Source organism: Metabacillus lacus, assembly GCF_009674805.1.
In the GTDB taxonomy this organism is placed as follows: Bacteria; Bacillota; Bacilli; order Bacillales; family Bacillaceae; genus Metabacillus_C; species Metabacillus_C lacus.
This window is the reverse complement of sequence record NZ_WKKI01000007.1, coordinates 92686-108473: the sequence shown is the minus strand read 5'-3', so window position 1 is coordinate 108473 and position 15788 is coordinate 92686. Positions and strand designations below refer to the sequence as shown.

Sequence of the window (15788 nt, the reverse complement as noted above, 5' to 3'; positions counted from 1 at the left end):
CTAGTTAAGCGGAAGATTTCCGCTTAACTGTCATTTTGACCTTTTTTGGGGCGATTTAAGGGTAGAATTTCCGGTTATTGTCTTAAAGCCATTCAAATTTAACTCTTTGAAGCCCATAGACGGAATATATCCGTTAATTTCGTGCTTTTTTTGATGGAATATACACATAAGCGGAATTTCTCCGTCTATTGCCGTCCGGTTGTTTGGTTGATAAAAGGTTTCCAAGGTTTGGAATGACTACTGACCGCTAGTTAAGCGGAAGATTTCCGCTTAACTGTCATTTTGACCTTTTTTGGGGCGATTTAAGGGTAGAATTTCCGGTTATTGTCTTGAAATCCATTAAAATCAAGTCTTTTAAAGCCCTTAGACGGAATATATCCGTTTATTTCGTGCTTATTTTGATGGAATTTACACATAAGCGGAATTTCTCCGTCTATTGCCGGACGGCTGTTTGGGGTGTAACCGGTATCCGGGATTTAACGAATACGACAGGCTAAATATGCGCAAGATTTCCGCTTAATAATAATTTTCACTGCTGTTTACATCCTTACACTCAGACAAAAAAACACCCTCGAAGGATTTTAACATTCGAGGGTGTTTAGTGTATTTTTTAAAAGTACCTGCCGGGGCATTGCAAACGTCCCTATTACTGTCCCCTGCTATTTAAATAGCTGTATTCTATATTCCAGTGAAGGATGTATAGATTACCCAGCCTCTTTGGCCAATGGACAGTTCAACGTTCAGCCAGGTGCTGAAGCCTTTTTGACAACAGTATAAACGCCTATAATTCGAACAGGATGTTTTATTGGCAAAGCATCACCTGATTTACTTTGCAGGAGACTGTCTTTGTAATCGTGGTGTTTTTTGCGATCGTATTTGTTTCCACTTGCAGCTTGGAAATCTTCAAGTGCCTGTATGACCTCAGCAGATTCTTTCTACATTCTGGTTCACACCACATCAAAGTAATATAAGTAATTATAAAAGTTTATTTATTTTTTGTATAAGTAAACTTTACTTTTTTAAATATTTAATTTATAATTTGGTTCAAGAGGTGATGGTCATGAAGAAAGATTTTGGTGATTCCATATCAAATAAGGTTTATGAGTATCGTGTGCTTGCCAGATTGTCTCAGCAAGAATTAGCAGAGCAAGTTGGGGTTTCCAAACAAACCATCTTTGTTATGGAAAAAGGGAATTATGTTCCGACTCTGCTGTTAGCTTTTCGGATTGCTAAATTTTTTAATGTTGATGTAAACGATATTTTCACTTATGAGAAAGGAAATGATTCAGATGATGTTTGATAATTTAACAACTACACTTTTTTCTCCATTGAGAGCATGGGTGGAATCATCAAATGGTAATTGGAACATGTTGATTGTTATCGGTTTTGTACTTGTTTTTGTTGGTGCGGGACTCATTTTCTTGCTTCGAAACAAAATAGGTAAAGAGGACGAAAGGACAAATTCAATATATTTAAAAAGTTCTCTGATCATGTTAAGTGCAATCGTTTTGTGCGATTTGATTTTCCCAAAAGAATATATGTGGCAAATCTTCTTTTTATTTAAATATTCGCTTGCCTTCATTGCTGCAGCTATATATCTTGCCATTCGATATAAAAAAGATTTTTCAAGCTAATAAATTAAGGTTTTATTTAATTTAATGTGCTAGAAAACCTACGCTTATGAGATAATTACTCGATTATTACAAGCTGATGGCAATTTCTATACCTATGATCATTGCAGGGAAGTACAAAAAAGGATGCTCCCGCAGTTATCACTGCGAAAGCATCCCTTATCTGTCAAAACCCTTGTCATAGCCAAGAGTGAACTGTTATGTAAATGGCGTCCCAGAAGAGATTCGAACTCCCGACCTACAGTTTAGGAAACTGTTGCTCTATCCTGCTGAGCTACTGGGACAGTTTAAAATGTTTCTTCATAAAGAATAACTCAAAATACTGCCGCTTATCAAGCTAGGAGATCTGTTGTGACAAAAAAAGATGCGCCCTCATTATAAGAGCCAGCATCTCTGTTAAAATCCTGAAAAGATTCAGAATTCAGTATGTAAAAAATATGGCGTCCCAGGAGAGATTCGAACTCCCGACCCACGGCTTAGAAGGCCGTTGCTCTATCCACTGAGCTACTGGGACAAGTTTTTTTTAATCACGTTTTCCGCATAGCGCCGTAGTGACAAGATTTATTATATGATGTACAGGAGCTAAAGTCAACACTTTTTCACAATATTTTTTTGGAAGAAGGGGAAACTCTTTCCCCTCTTAAGATAACAGCTCGCAGGTCATACCCAGTGCAGGAAGTTCCGTCCCTGCTTTATCATAAAATGTTACCTTTGCTTCTGTATTTATTATTTCAATTATAGCATATGTTTGTTCTTTTCTCATTCTGGGAAGCAGAATGCTGCCTGGATTTACATACAGCATGCCGTCTATATACTCGGCACCGGCAATATGAGAATGGCCGAAACAGACGATATTGGCGCCGTACTCGGCTGCCCTGTACTGAATGTTCAGCAAAGTAGATTTTACCTGATGAAGATGGCCATGAGCAACGTAAAAGATTGCTTTCCCATAAGCCTTGCAAATTTCGTCAGGAAAAGCATGTTCACCGTCACAGTTTCCCCTTACAATATGCATGCCTTCAATGGTTTCATTTTCTTGCTGCAATTCAGAATCTCCACAGTGAAAGAATGCCTCAACTTCTTCAAAATGTCTTTTTTTCAGGTCAAACAGTTCTTTTGTAGAACCATGGCTGTCACTGACAATTAGAAATTTCACCACATTCTCACCTCTTATATATATTCAGGAAGAATACCCTGCAGCTTCTCAAGCGCATTTGCTCTGTGGCTGATAGCGTTTTTCTCTTCTTTTGTCAGTTCTGCCATCGTCCGGCATTTGTCTTTCACAAAGAAAATTGGATCGTAACCGAATCCGCCGTTCCCTTCACGCTGTTCATTTATATACCCATCAACGGTTCCTGTCACGGTTTTTGTTTCTTTGCCGGGTGAGGAGACTGCGAGAGCACAGACAAAACGGGCAGTTCGTTTATTGGCGGGGACTCCTGACAGCTCTTTCAGCACTTTATTGATATTATCCTGGTCGTTTTTTTCAGCTCCTGCGTATCTAGCAGAATAGACACCTGGTGCTCCATTCAGATAATCAATTTCCAAGCCTGAATCATCCGCAATCACAGTTGTTTGATACTTACGCGAAATTTCTTCCGCTTTCAGAATAGCATTTTCAGTAAAAGTATTTCCGGTTTCTTCAACATCCAGCGGTTCCTCTAAGTCCAGCAAAGACAGAACTTCCACCTCTCCCTCTGGAAAAAGAGACCGAAATTCCCGAGCTTTTCCTTCGTTTTTAGTGGCAATAATTAATTTTTTCATGATGCACCTTCTTTATTTGATGAAGAAATGTTGAATGCAATTTCTTTCAAAGCCTGTTTTTGATGCTGAATCAATTCCAGAATGCCTTGTTCCCCAAGATCAAGTAACGTATTCAGCTCTGAGCGGGTGAAGGCTGCTTCCTCTCCAGTTCCCTGCAATTCCACAAAATTTCCAGCTGATGTCATGACCACATTCATATCCACATTAGCCCCGGCATCCTCTGCGTAATTTAAATCCAGCAGGCTGCCAAGCTCTTCGTCCATTCCAACTGAAATAGCAGCCAGATAATCTGTAATCGGCAGGACAGAAAGTGACCCCTTTTTTACCAGACTGTCCAATGCCAGCGCCATAGCTACAAAAGCACCTGTAATGGAAGCTGTTCTTGTGCCTCCATCCGCCTGAATGACATCACAGTCTATCCAGATTGTTCTTTCACCAAGCTTTTTCAGATCAACTACCGAACGGAGCGCTCTTCCAATCAGGCGCTGTATCTCCATGGTGCGGCCGGTGAGCTTGCCTTTCGCGGCTTCTCTGATTGTTCTCTGCTGTGTAGCACGCGGAAGCATGCTGTATTCTGCTGTAATCCAGCCCTTGCCCTCTCCCCGCATAAAAGGAGGGACCCGCTCCTCAATCGTCGCATTGCAAATGACCTTCGTATCGCCCATTGCAATCAGCACTGATCCTTCTGGGTGCTTTATGTAATTTGTGACCATTTCAACTGGCCTGATCTCATTTCTTTCACGTCCATCTATTCTCATGCAATACCTCCGAGTTTTACTGTCTGCATTAAGAAAAGAGGCAGCTGTTAACAGCCTACCTCTTTCACTTACCCTATTTAGTATATCAAAAACAGCGGTTTAAAAACTACCTGTATTCACATCTTCAGGCCTTGAGACAGGTTCTGTTAATTTCTGCCCGTCTTCTTTCACAAGCTCTGCCTTGCCATTCACCTGAACGGATACACTTTCAACACCCTTTTGTTCTGTCAGCGACAGAACAAGCGAGTTTAAAACATGCTGGCTGATGACCTTTTTCTCTTCTTCAAAAGCACCAAAGATGGCTTCATTAAAGTCGAGGACCACTTCTCCATTTTTATAAAGCGGTTTAGAATTCAGCTTAAGACCGGCCTGAAACTCACTGAGCAGCCCGCTTCCCCTGTCCGGCCCTTCAATGAGCGCAAGAACAGCAGCAGCATAAGAGTCTTTTATGTCATTTGGTATCCTCTTCGTAACAGGCACGTAGTAGGAACCATCATTATTTTCAGCCAGGAAATACACAGTCAGCGGGTAAGTATTTGTCATATTCACAGTATTTTTAGTATCAAAGTTGATTCCATCACTCCTGCTGAGCTCATCTGTAATGGGTGTCCCATTAACAGGCATTTCCTTCAACTCATGACCGTTCACCCAGATTTTAACTTTCTGAACATTGTCAAATTGAGTCAGGGTCCATGTAACGGCTTGAAGAATCCGCATTTCATCATCAGGCTGATAATTTCCAAATTCCTTTGAAAAATCAGCTACGGCTGTGCCATCTTTAATGGTCACTCCCTTAATTTCAGTGTCAGGGGGAAGAACCGCTCTGAATCCATCCGGCAGGATATTAGAAACTGGACCGCCCTCCACCAGATACTGCAGTGTCTGCTTTGCCACACCATCAGTTTTAGGCATGGTGACTTGCTGGGAAACAACAAGTCCGTTCTCATCAATCAGGAAAATTTCTCTCATGACAGAAGCAGCATCTTCATTTTTTTCAGCACTGCTCTCAGCTTCTTCTGTTTGCCCGTCCTTTACATAGGATATATCCTGAGGCGGATCAATTTGCTTGGAAGCCTCCTTACCCCCAAACATTCCGCATCCGGATAAGAGCAAAGCAGAAGCCGCAACAACAGCAGCAACTTTTCTTTTTTTGTAAACCGGCATATACATCCCCTCCTATGGCAGTTTGTACTACTATGTATACGAGCCTTTTATTCTTTTAGACCCCTTTAAAAAAAGAAAAATAGGCAAGCCGCCCGCGAGACAGGAGATTATCTATTTACTGAAGGTGGAGCAGAGCAAAGCTGGAACGAAAAACAGTCCATAAAAAAAAGACACACTCCTAAGAGTCTGTCTTCCATGGCAAAACAATTGTGTTCACGTTTTGAACGGGTTCTTCAAACCACTTGCAAGCAATTTTATGGAACAAGTCCCTGCTTCCAGTCGTAAGGAATATCTGCTGCTCTCCTCGATCACCAGCTAGATTTAAAGAGTTGTTGTAGGAAAGAATGGTGCTGACTTCCCTGGCAGTCTCATCTCCGGAAGATATGACTTTTACATGCGGGCCCATCGCTTCCTGAATTTTTTCCCGCAAAATAGGATAGTGGGTGCAGCCTAAAATCAATGTATCAAGTGCCTCACCCTTCAGAGATTTCAAGGATTCAGCCACTATGTAACTGGCGTGCGCGCCCTCATATTCACCGCTTTCTACTAAAGGAACAAAATCCGGACAGGCCAGCCCTTCCACCTCTACAGACTCCTTCAGATTTTGCAGCGCTTCTTCATAAGCCCGGCTTTTAATCGTGTTCATCGTACCAATTACGCCGATACGATTATTTTTCGTTACTTTTATAGCCGTCCGGGCTCCTGGATCTATAACCCCAATTACCGGAATATCCAGCTTTTGTTTGATTTCGTCAAGCGCAATCGCTGTTGCTGTATTGCAGGCTATGACAAGCATTTTAATATTGTGATTTGATAGTAAATAGTTTGTCATCTCCCAGGTGAACCTGCGGACTTCCTCCACAGGACGGGGGCCGTAGGGACATCGCAGGGTATCTCCCAAATAAATCAGTTTTTCTTTCGGAAGCTGCCTCATGATTTCCTTTGCCACCGTTAATCCGCCTACGCCGGAGTCAATGACTCCAATCGGTCTATCCAAAAATATCGCCTCATTTTTCTCGCATTTCTTGTTGTAATTTACTCAAGCTCTTTTCGAGGAGCTTTATTTCCTCAGCATCAAAGCTGCCAAGAACAGAAGTTAAATACTCCTGCCTCTTGCAAATGACTTCTTCAATAATTCTTTCTCCCTCGGCAAGCAGATGGATACGCACGACTCTTCGGTCATTCGGATCCTTAACCCGCTCGACAAGATGAGTTTTCTGCATCCTGTCCACTAAATCGGTTGTCGTGCTGCAGGCAAGATACATTTTATTAGAAAGCTCGCCTATTGTCATATCGCCGGATTCAAACAGCCACTGCAATGCAATAAATTGCGGCGGTGTAATGGTATAGTTATTTAGAATTTCCCGGCCTTTTTGTTTGATAATCCCAGATACATGCCGAAGGGCCTTTTCCAGGTCAACTACATCCGGGTTAACCGGGTTAATCGTTTTTACTGTATTTTCACTCATTCCCCTACCTCACGATCAGTCAGCATAGTGACACCTTATTCGTTACTTCATATTTTCCCACTTTTTATAGGTAAATTGCAAGTTTGATATTTTTCTTTAAAAAACAATAACCGGCATCCTAAAAAGGCATGCCGGTACGGTATCAGAGCTCAAGTTCACCCATACGAAGGAGCTCAACAACCGCTTGAGAACGCCCCTTGACTCCCAGCTTTTGCATCGCATTTGAAATATGGTTCCGAACCGTTTTTTCACTTATGAAGAGCTCACTTGCAATTTCTTTTGTTGTTTTGTCCTGAACGAGCAATTCGAAAACTTCTCTTTCTCTTTTCGTGAGTAATGGTTTAGATTGAAACTCTTTCTCTTTCAAGTATTGTAACCCTCCTTGCTAAGGCGAGAGCTGATCTAACAGATGGGGGATGTCATTAGTCAACATATAGTATGTAACAGCAAGGAAACGGGTGACAGGGTTTACAAGCCAGCAATGAAATTATTCACCCATTTTTATACGGAAGCTCCCGTAAGAAGCAGATTTTTATCAGCTTCTGTCCATTGAACAGGCTTTCCGCTGGTTTTGCTTACTTGAACAATTGTTCCTCTTCCGGTAAACAGCAATTCTTGTGCATCAGACACTGCAGCATAGTGAAGGTCAAGCGAGGAGCCTCCAACTCTGTTGACCTTAACATGCAGGCGCAATGTCTGATCAAAAAAGACCTGACTCAAATAATCACATTGTATATTGGCTACAACAGGCATTCTGTCGTCTTCTTGTCCAAGCCATTCCTGCATAAGCCCCAGGCTTTTAAAAAACTCTATTCTTGCTTCTTCAAAATATGTAATAGTCGATGTATTGTTCATATGCCCAAACATATCTGTTTCCGAAAATCTGACTTTTACCGGATGGGAAAAAACAAAGGAGCGCAGCCACTCATCGGTGCTTCCTTCTATGTAGGATATTTTATTCATTCTAAGTGCCTCCTTAAAATAAAAGCACCTCTTCTTCAAGAGAAGAGGTGCTGAATCTCCTGCTAATCAGCCTTGGTCGCTGCCAAAGAAATTGCGGAAGGACTGAATCGTGGTATCTCTGTTTAGTGCTGCAATGGAAGTTGTCAGCGGAATTCCTTTTGGACAGGACTCCACACAGTTCTGTGAATTGCCGCAGCTTGTCAGACCGCCGTCTCCCATAATCGCATCAAGACGTTCAGACTTATTCATGGCACCTGTTGGATGAGCATTGAACAGTCGGACCTGTGAAAGAGGAGCCGGTCCAATAAAGTTTGATGCACTGTTAACGTTTGGACAAGCCTCAAGGCAGACACCGCAAGTCATGCACTTTGAAAGCTCGTAAGCCCATTGGCGTTTTTTCTCAGGCATGCGCGGGCCGGGTCCAAGATCGTATGTTCCATCAATCGGCACCCATGCTTTTACTTTTTTCAGTGAATCAAACATCCGGCTTCTGTCAACCTGCAAATCTCTTACCACTGGGAAGGTCTTCATCGGTGCAAGGCGGATTGGCTGCTCAAGCTTATCTACCAATGCTGTACAGGACTGTTTAGGACGGCCGTTAATCACCATTGAACATGCCCCGCACACTTCCTCAAGACAGTTCATATCCCAGTTAATCGGTGTAGTTTTTTCCCCTTTTGAGTTTACAGGATTTCTGCGGATTTCCATGAGTGCAGAAATGACATTCATGTTGGGACGGTATGGAATCTCAAATACTTCTTCATAAGGGGCTGCTGCCGGGTCTTCTTGACGTGTGATAATAAACTGAACTACTTTGTTTTCACTCATTATTTACCCCCCTTTTTCTTTGAATAGTCTCGTTTACGAGGCTGAATCAAAGAAGTATCTACCTCTTCGTAGTGGAACTCCGGCTTTTGCTTGCTGCCGGCGAACTTAGCCATAGTCGTTTTCAGGAAGTCTTCATCGTTACGTTCAGGGAATTCAGGTTTAAAATGCGCTCCGCGGCTTTCGTTTCTGTTATAAGCTCCAATGGTCACAACCCGGGAAAGCTCCAGCATGTTTTGAAGCTGCCTTGTAAAGGAAGCACCTTGATTGCTCCACTTGGCTGTATCATTAATATTGATGTTATCAAATCTTTCCATAAGCTCTTCTATCTTCTGATCTGTTTTTAATAATTTATCATTATAACGGACAACTGTAACATTATCAGTCATCCACTCTCCCAATTCTTTGTGGAGAACATAAGCGTTTTCCGTTCCATCCATGCTCATAATACTGTTCCATTTTTCCTGCTCCTGTTTGATATGATCATCAAAAACAGCAGAAGAAATATCATCCGATTTTTTCTCAAGCCCTGTTGTATACTCAACAGCTTTAGGTCCTGCTACCATTCCGCCATAGATGGCAGAAAGCAGGGAGTTGGCGCCCAGACGGTTCGCACCATGCATGGAGTAATCGCACTCACCAGCAGCAAACAGACCCGGAATGTTGGTCATCTGGTCGTAATCCACCCATAAACCGCCCATTGAGTAGTGAACTGCAGGGAATATTTTCATTGGCACTTTTCGAGGATCATCACCCATGAATTTTTCATAAATTTCTATAATTCCGCCAAGCTTAATGTCAAGCTCTTTAGGGTCTTTGTGTGAAAGATCCAGGTACACCATGTTTTCCCCGTTAATTCCAAGCTTTTGCTCCACACACACATCAAATATTTCCCTTGTGGCAATATCACGCGGCACAAGGTTTCCATATGCAGGATATTTCTCCTCTAGGAAGTACCACGGCTTTCCATCTTTATATGTCCAAACTCTTCCACCTTCACCGCGTGCAGATTCGCTCATGAGACGAAGCTTATCATCTCCCGGAATCGCTGTCGGGTGAATTTGAATAAATTCTCCATTTGAATAGTAGGCGCCCTGCTGATAAACAATGGAAGCAGCAGAACCTGTATTAATAACAGAATTCGTTGATTTTCCAAAAACAATGCCGGGTCCGCCGGTTGCAAGTATGACGGCATCAGCACGGAAAGTCTCAATTGTCATTGATGTCAGGTCTTGTCCTGTGATCCCCCGGCATACGCCGTCAGCGTCTACAACTGCCCCTAGAAATTCCCAGCCCTCGTACTTCGTTACCAGCCCGGCAACTTCAAAGCGGCGAACCTGCTCATCAAGCGCATACAGCAGCTGCTGCCCTGTTGTTGCTCCTGCAAAAGCGGTACGGTGATGCTGAGTTCCCCCGAAACGGCGGAAATCCAGCAGCCCCTCGGGCGTTCTGTTGAACATAACACCCATTCTGTCCAGCAAGTGTATGATGGAAGGCGCTGCCTCACACATAGCTTTAACAGGAGGCTGGTTAGCCAGGAAGTCTCCTCCGTACACCGTGTCGTCAAAATGCTCCAAAGGGGAGTCTCCCTCACCTTTCGTGTTGACTGCCCCGTTTATTCCGCCCTGAGCACAGACAGAGTGAGAACGTTTTACTGGTACTAATGAAAATAAATCAACTTTTGCGCCGGCCTCGGCTGCTTTAATAGTAGCCATTAGTCCTGCAAGGCCGCCTCCAACTACGATTATGGTATTGTTACTCATTTGGCCCACTCCTTTTGTTAACTGTATCCTGTTTATACGAAAGCAAAGATGGCGCGAAGGCCAACTACTGAAAGTGCTACAAAAATACCCATTGTTACGAAAGTAGAAATTCTTTGGGATCTAGGTGTAACTGTAATTCCCCAGCTTACAGCAAATGACCATAAACCATTTGCAAAGTGGAAGATCGTTGCGATTACCCCTACGATATAAAACACAAGCATAAACGGGCTGCTGAGAATCGAAGCCATCATGTCATAGTTTACATCTGCTCCAAGTGCAGCCTGCACCCTTGTTTCCCAAACATGCCATGCAACGAAAATGAGCGTAACAATTCCTGTTGCCCGCTGAAGCAGAAACATCCAGTTCCTGAAATATCCGTAACGGCTTACATTGTTTTTAGAAGTAAAAGCAATATAAACCCCGTAAATTGCATGATATAAAAGAGGAAGGAAAATGATAAAAGTTTCAAGAATCAGCCTGAATGGAAGCCCTTCCATAAAATGCGCCGCATTGTTAAATGCCTCCGGACCCTGAGTAGCAAAATGGTTGACAACCAGATGCTGAACCAAGAAAACGCCTACAGGAATGACTCCAAGCAATGAATGAAGCCTTCGGTAAAAAAACTCTTTGTTTTCAGCCATATTTGTATTACCCCCTAAAATAATTACGCTTTCAATATAGGATTGACTTGTGCTCCCGCCACTTCTATTTAGAAACTATGAGTCTAGGAATATAAAAGAATATATTTCTACAATTTATCCTAATAATTCCCACCACAAAACCCTTTACCGATAAAATGTGACAAATCCATTTTACTCCCAAGAAACATGGCAGTCAAGAAAACGTGTTCATAAATTATAATTTTTTGAAAAGTCACTTTTTCTTAAATTTTTACTTTACTACTATATTTTTAAACTTTGAGCACTATGACAAAATCAGATAGTTTCCCAGCCTTAAAATTGTTATAATATCATTGAAAGAGGGGAAACGAATTGAAGAACAAAATGCACCTTCCTGATTATGAAAAGCTAAAGGAATTTCAAGTTCCTGCATTCGGCTATGAATTGCTGAGAGAAGTTCTGATACCTGACATTCTGGGAAAAGACCATGCCAGTATGCTCTACTGGGCCGGCAAAAGCCTGGCAAGAAAATTTCCTATGGAGTCACTTGAAGATGTAAGCGGCTTTTTTGAACAGGCGGGCTGGGGATCTCTTCAGCTGCTGTCAAAAAAGAAAAATGAACTGGAATTTGAATTATCGGGAGAATTCGTTCTCAGCAGGCTTCAATCTGCTAAGGAAGCAGAATTCCAGCTCGAAGCAGGCTTTCTCGCCCAGCAGGTTGAGTTCTTAACAAAACAGCTTACCGAAGCATTTGAACAGCCGCGGAAAAAACATAAAAAAATCACATTCAGGATTCTTTCTGACCCGAAAGATCCAGCTATCGACAATATGTAAAAAGGCGGAATACTCTCCGCCTTTCTTTTTTTGCCGGCACGACGTCGGACAGTCATGCGCTGCCACAGGACGTGGCGTTCTTAGCATGACTTCCTTCGGTCTTCCGCTTTTCTGGATTGTCCAGCTACAGGCGCCAGCCCTTCGAGGTCATAAGCCATCTTGATCAAGAGGTCAAAGAGCGACCTCATGCTCAAGCTGTCTTATGCTTGTCAGGGCTGAACGGCGCCTTCCGCTTTTCTACTTGTCCAGCTCCGGCAGCTAGGCCCTCGAGGTCATAAGCCAATCATCTCAAAAAGGCAAAGAGCGCCTTTTAGTGATGCTTGTCTTATGCTTGTCGGGCCTGGGCAGCTGCCTCCGCTTTTCTACTTTGTCCAGCTACAGGCGCCAGCCCTTCGAGGTCATAAGCCATCTTGATCAAGAGGTCAAAGAGCGACCTCATGCTCAAGCTGTCTTATGCTTGTCGGGCCTGGGCAGCTGCCTCCGCTTTTCTACTTGTCCAGCTCCGGCAGCTAGGCCCTCGAGGTCATAAGCCATCTTGATCAAGAGGTCAAAGAGCGACCTCATGCTCAAGCTGTCTTATGCTTGTCGGGCCTGGGCAGCTGCCTCCGCTTTTCTACTTTTAGACAGTTCAAATGCCTCGTGCAGCGCTTCTACGGCTTTTACCATTGAATCCTGCTCTATGACAGTTGATACTTTAATTTCTGATGTGCTGACCATTTTAACAAGAATTCCTTCTTTTGCAAGTACGTCGAACATTTCGGCTGCCACACCTGGATTGGATACCATTCCGGAGCCTACGATTGATACTTTTGCAAGTCCCTTTTCCGTTTCAATTTTCTCGTAGTTCAGGACATTTTTATGCTGTTCAAGAACGTTAACCGCATCCTCAAGATCGCTTGTTTTAACAGAGAAGGAAATAGATGCTGTATCCCCATTCGTGTTGGCCTGAATGATAATATCTACATTTACTCCGTTTTTGGCCAGCGTCGTAAATATGGTAGACAGGGTTGTTAGCCCGCTAGGAAGACCGCATACGGTTACCCTCGTTACTTGATCTTCAAATGCAATTCCTCTGACAACTAAATTTTCTTCCATGTTGGCTTCCTCCTCAATAATCGTTCCATTTTCGTTCTCCATGCTTGATCTTACTTCTAAAGGTACTTGATAATTTTTCGCAAATTCAACAGCTCTCGGATGCAAAACGCCTGCTCCCAGGTTGGCAAGCTCGAGCATTTCATCATAGGAAATGCCTGAAAGCTTTCTTGCACCCTTTATGTAGCGCGGATCCGTTGTATAAACACCTGTCACGTCCGTATAAATATCACATTTTTCAGCCTTAAGGGAAGCGGCCAGCGCAACAGCAGTCGTATCAGATCCGCCTCTGCCCAAAGTAGTGATTTCATTCAAGCTGCTTGCACCTTGAAATCCTGCCACAACCACAATCTTGCCTTGGTCCACATACTGCTGAATTCTATCAGAATCTATATCCAGAATTCTCGCATTTCCATGTACAGCTTCCGTTTGAATACCTGCCTGCCAGCCGGTCAGTGAAACTGCCTCATAGCCTTTTTCCTGCAGTGCCATAGTAAGCAGGGAAATGGTGACTTGTTCGCCTGTAGCCAAAAGCATATCCATTTCGCGCTTGCTCGGCCTGCTTGTAAGATCTGCTGCAAGCCTGACCAATTCATCAGTGGTTTTCCCCATGGCAGATACCACGACCACAACTCCATGGCCCTTTTCTTTCTCTGAAATAACACGATTTGCAGCATTTTGAATTTTTTCCACAGATCCTACTGAAGTGCCGCCGAATTTTTGAACAATGATACCCATTTATATAGCCACTCCTCATTTTTTGATCCCGTAACAGCCATAAAAAAAGCAATGAGAGGCTTCTCTCATTGCTTTTACGAACGGAAAGATCCGTTGCTGCAATAAGATAGCTCTCCAGAAAGGTACTCTTTCTGACAATCCGGCACTTGTTCAGTGCAGAACCAGCGAGGACAGACTTGGAACTGTCTCCGCTTCGGCGATTTCCCCTTTCAGCACTCTTCACAGGAATCCAATTTCCTCAGAATACTTACTTTTGAAACTCGCACCTCTATCATCATTTCAGTTATTTTGCTTTGCTACGTGTCATTTTTTAAATTAGTTAAAATTTTAGCAGATTATATTGTACCTGACAACCTATTCTTTTAACTTTTCAAATAACAGCATGGCGGTGTTCATTGGAAGACCTGACTCCTTTAATTGATCCAGGGAAGCTTCCTTCATTTTTTTAACAGAACCAAAATACTTCAGCAGTGCTTTTTTCCTTACCTCACCAATCCCCGGAATATCATCCAGCACGGATTGAAAGGCAGTTTTGCCTCGAAGCTGCCGGTGAAACGTAATCGCAAACCGGTGAACCTCATCCTGTATTCTTTGAAGTAGATAAAACTCCTGGCTGTTCCTGCCCAGGGTGACAATTTCATACGGATCACCTATCAGCAGATTGGCGGTTCTGTGTTTTTCATCCTTCACAAGACCAGCCACAGGCACTTCCAGCCCCAGTTCATTTTCAAGTACATCTTTCGCTGCTGTGACATGCCCCTTTCCTCCGTCGATAATAATCAGGTCAGGCAAAGGCAGCTGTTCCTTCAGAACGCGTGAATATCTTCTTCTGACAACCTCTCTCATGGAGTCATAGTCATTGGGGCCTTCTACCGTTTTAATCTTATATTTCCGGTATTCTTTTTTGTATGGCTTTCCATCTAGAAAGACAATCATGGCAGACACAGGATCTGATCCTTGAATATTCGAATTGTCAAATGCCTCAATGCGGTGCGGCGTATGAATTCTAAGCTCCCGCCCGAGATTCTCAACAGCTTTGATTGTTCTTTCCTCATCGCGCTCTATCAGTGAGAACTTCTCCTGAAGAGCAATCTTGGCATTTTTATGCGCAAGAAGAAGCAAGTCCTTCTTTTTGCCGCGCATAGGATGATGGGCAGGTACTTTCAAAAGCTGTTCAACAATGGATTTATCTACGCTGTCAGGAATCAAGATTTCCTTGGGGAGAAAGTGGTTATTCTGGTCATAAAATCTTCCAAGATACGTTAAAAATTCCTCATCCGGCTCATCATAGAAAGGAAACATCGATACATCACGCTCAATCAGCTTACCTTGGCGGATGAAGAATACTTGCACGCACATCCAGCCTTTGTCATAAGCGTATGCAAACACATCACGATCAACAAAATCAGTCAGTGTCATTTTTTGTTTTTCCATCGTTGCTTCTATGTGAGTGATCTGGTCCCGGTATTCTTTAGCCCGCTCAAAGTCCATCTGTTCTGATGCTTTGAACATTTTATCCGAAAGCTCACTTTTAATCCGCTTGAATCCCCCGTTAAGAAATCTGGAAATTTCATCGACAATTTCCCTGTTTTGTTCTTTCGAGACATCCTTTACACAAGGAGCGAGACATTGCCCCATATGGTAATACAGACACACTCGATCCGGAAGAGTGGAACATTTCCGAAGAGGGTATAGCCGGTCCAGCAGTTTTTTGGTTTCCCTGGCAGCCTGTACATTGGGATAAGGGCCAAAATATTTACCTTTATCTTTCTTAACATTCCGGGTGACAAGAAGCCTGGGATGTCTTTCTCCAGTAATTTTTATAAAAGGATAGCTTTTATCGTCCTTCAGCATGACGTTATATTTGGGATCATGCTTTTTAATAAGATTCAGTTCTAAAATCAGTGCTTCTATATCAGAGGATGTTACGATATATTCAAAGTCTTCAATCTCGTTTACAAGCCTTAACGTTTTGCCGTCATGAGAGCCGGTAAAATAAGATCTTACTCTGTTTCTTAAAACCTTGGCTTTACCAACATAAATAATTGTGCCCTGCCTGTCTTTCATCAGGTAACAGCCAGGCTGGTCCGGCAGAAACGCCAGCTTACTCTTGATTGTTTCATTCATATTATCATCACCCCACTAGTGCGGCTGTTATACTTTGTAA

General features: G+C 42.9%; 16 protein-coding genes, 2 tRNA genes and 1 riboswitch. Of the genes, 3 read left to right on the top strand and 15 right to left on the bottom strand.

The features are described from left to right. Window positions 1–1060 precede the first annotated feature (1060 nt). A complete protein-coding gene (locus GJU40_RS06560; RefSeq protein ID WP_154306954.1) occupies window positions 1061–1300 on the top strand; it encodes a helix-turn-helix transcriptional regulator in 240 nt (79 codons plus the stop codon). Next, a complete protein-coding gene (locus GJU40_RS06555; RefSeq protein ID WP_154306953.1) occupies window positions 1281–1634 on the top strand; it encodes a DUF2178 domain-containing protein in 354 nt (117 codons plus the stop codon). Before GJU40_RS06560 ends, GJU40_RS06555 begins: the two co-directional genes overlap by 20 nt. A gap of 204 nt (window positions 1635–1838) precedes the next feature. Here the strand turns inward: GJU40_RS06555 and GJU40_RS06550 are convergent. From GJU40_RS06550 to GJU40_RS06490, 13 genes are all read right to left on the bottom strand, one after another. Further along, window positions 1839–1915: transfer RNA gene (locus GJU40_RS06550), tRNA-Arg, on the bottom strand. Between the two features lie 154 nt (window positions 1916–2069). Next, a tRNA-Arg gene (locus GJU40_RS06545) sits at window positions 2070–2145 on the bottom strand. A 126-nt stretch (window positions 2146–2271) separates the two neighbouring features. Continuing rightward, complete coding sequence (locus GJU40_RS06540; RefSeq protein ID WP_425481204.1) at window positions 2272–2787, bottom strand: metallophosphoesterase family protein; 516 nt, start codon at window positions 2785–2787, stop codon at window positions 2272–2274. Window positions 2788–2801: 14 nt separating this feature from the next. Then, window positions 2802–3395 (bottom strand): XTP/dITP diphosphatase, encoded by a 594-nt coding sequence (locus GJU40_RS06535; RefSeq protein ID WP_154306952.1) that lies wholly within the window; start codon window positions 3393–3395, stop codon window positions 2802–2804. Beyond that, on the bottom strand, window positions 3392–4153 hold the full coding sequence (gene rph / locus GJU40_RS06530) for a ribonuclease PH (protein ID WP_154306951.1): 762 nt from the start codon (window positions 4151–4153) through the stop codon (window positions 3392–3394). The genes GJU40_RS06535 and rph overlap by 4 nt, the downstream gene beginning before the upstream one ends. 99 nt (window positions 4154–4252) lie before the next feature. Further along, window positions 4253–5317: a GerMN domain-containing protein gene (locus tag GJU40_RS06525; RefSeq protein ID WP_154306950.1), complete on the bottom strand. Its 1065-nt coding sequence runs from the start codon at window positions 5315–5317 to the stop codon at window positions 4253–4255. A gap of 178 nt (window positions 5318–5495) precedes the next feature. After that, window positions 5496–6314: a glutamate racemase gene (racE, locus tag GJU40_RS06520; RefSeq protein ID WP_154306949.1), complete on the bottom strand. Its 819-nt coding sequence runs from the start codon at window positions 6312–6314 to the stop codon at window positions 5496–5498. A 10-nt stretch (window positions 6315–6324) separates the two neighbouring features. Further along, window positions 6325–6786, bottom strand: a complete 462-nt coding sequence (locus GJU40_RS06515; RefSeq protein WP_154306948.1) for a MarR family winged helix-turn-helix transcriptional regulator — start codon at window positions 6784–6786, stop codon at window positions 6325–6327. A gap of 142 nt (window positions 6787–6928) precedes the next feature. Further along, complete coding sequence (gene gerE / locus GJU40_RS06510; RefSeq protein WP_003184172.1) at window positions 6929–7153, bottom strand: spore germination transcription factor GerE; 225 nt, start codon at window positions 7151–7153, stop codon at window positions 6929–6931. A 134-nt stretch (window positions 7154–7287) separates the two neighbouring features. Beyond that, window positions 7288–7749 (bottom strand): acyl-CoA thioesterase, encoded by a 462-nt coding sequence (locus tag GJU40_RS06505; RefSeq protein WP_154306947.1) that lies wholly within the window; start codon window positions 7747–7749, stop codon window positions 7288–7290. 66 nt (window positions 7750–7815) lie between these two features. Beyond that, window positions 7816–8577: a succinate dehydrogenase iron-sulfur subunit gene (gene sdhB, locus GJU40_RS06500; RefSeq protein WP_154306946.1), complete on the bottom strand. Its 762-nt coding sequence runs from the start codon at window positions 8575–8577 to the stop codon at window positions 7816–7818. Next, on the bottom strand, window positions 8577–10337 hold the full coding sequence (gene sdhA / locus GJU40_RS06495) for a succinate dehydrogenase flavoprotein subunit (RefSeq protein WP_154306945.1): 1761 nt from the start codon (window positions 10335–10337) through the stop codon (window positions 8577–8579). Before sdhA ends, sdhB begins: the two co-directional genes overlap by 1 nt. A gap of 32 nt (window positions 10338–10369) precedes the next feature. Beyond that, window positions 10370–10978, bottom strand: coding sequence for a succinate dehydrogenase cytochrome b558 subunit (locus GJU40_RS06490; protein ID WP_154306944.1), 609 nt, complete (start codon window positions 10976–10978; stop codon window positions 10370–10372). Window positions 10979–11329: 351 nt separating this feature from the next. Here GJU40_RS06490 and GJU40_RS06485 point away from each other — a divergent pair, with 351 nt between their 5' ends. After that, entirely contained in the window at window positions 11330–11791 is a 462-nt protein-coding gene (locus GJU40_RS06485) for a YslB family protein (RefSeq protein ID WP_425481202.1), read from the top strand. 576 nt (window positions 11792–12367) lie between these two features. On the opposite strand, the gene GJU40_RS06480 is transcribed toward GJU40_RS06485, so the two are convergent. Further along, window positions 12368–13621, bottom strand: coding sequence for an aspartate kinase (locus tag GJU40_RS06480; protein ID WP_154306943.1), 1254 nt, complete (start codon window positions 13619–13621; stop codon window positions 12368–12370). 99 nt (window positions 13622–13720) lie between these two features. Beyond that, window positions 13721–13900, bottom strand: a riboswitch (Lysine riboswitch). Window positions 13901–13975: 75 nt separating this feature from the next. Beyond that, window positions 13976–15748: an excinuclease ABC subunit UvrC gene (uvrC, locus tag GJU40_RS06475; RefSeq protein WP_154306942.1), complete on the bottom strand. Its 1773-nt coding sequence runs from the start codon at window positions 15746–15748 to the stop codon at window positions 13976–13978. Window positions 15749–15788 lie beyond the last annotated feature (40 nt).

What these genes read in the sequence shown, in the direction of transcription:
- GJU40_RS06560 (WP_154306954.1), top strand. Translation starts at nt 1,061, where the DNA reads ATGAAGAAAGATTTTGGTGATTCCATATCAAATAAGGTTTATGAGTAT.
- GJU40_RS06555 (WP_154306953.1), top strand. Translation starts at nt 1,281, where the DNA reads ATGATTCAGATGATGTTTGATAATTTAACAACTACACTTTTTTCTCCA.
- GJU40_RS06535 (WP_154306952.1), bottom strand. Translation starts at nt 3,395, where the DNA reads ATGAAAAAATTAATTATTGCCACTAAAAACGAAGGAAAAGCTCGGGAA.
- rph (WP_154306951.1), bottom strand. Translation starts at nt 4,153, where the DNA reads ATGAGAATAGATGGACGTGAAAGAAATGAGATCAGGCCAGTTGAAATG.
- GJU40_RS06525 (WP_154306950.1), bottom strand. Translation starts at nt 5,317, where the DNA reads ATGCCGGTTTACAAAAAAAGAAAAGTTGCTGCTGTTGTTGCGGCTTCT.
- GJU40_RS06515 (WP_154306948.1), bottom strand. Translation starts at nt 6,786, where the DNA reads ATGAGTGAAAATACAGTAAAAACGATTAACCCGGTTAACCCGGATGTA.
- GJU40_RS06505 (WP_154306947.1), bottom strand. Translation starts at nt 7,749, where the DNA reads ATGAATAAAATATCCTACATAGAAGGAAGCACCGATGAGTGGCTGCGC.
- sdhB (WP_154306946.1), bottom strand. Translation starts at nt 8,577, where the DNA reads ATGAGTGAAAACAAAGTAGTTCAGTTTATTATCACACGTCAAGAAGAC.
- sdhA (WP_154306945.1), bottom strand. Translation starts at nt 10,337, where the DNA reads ATGAGTAACAATACCATAATCGTAGTTGGAGGCGGCCTTGCAGGACTA.
- GJU40_RS06490 (WP_154306944.1), bottom strand. Translation starts at nt 10,978, where the DNA reads ATGGCTGAAAACAAAGAGTTTTTTTACCGAAGGCTTCATTCATTGCTT.
- GJU40_RS06480 (WP_154306943.1), bottom strand. Translation starts at nt 13,621, where the DNA reads ATGGGTATCATTGTTCAAAAATTCGGCGGCACTTCAGTAGGATCTGTG.
- uvrC (WP_154306942.1), bottom strand. Translation starts at nt 15,748, where the DNA reads ATGAATGAAACAATCAAGAGTAAGCTGGCGTTTCTGCCGGACCAGCCT.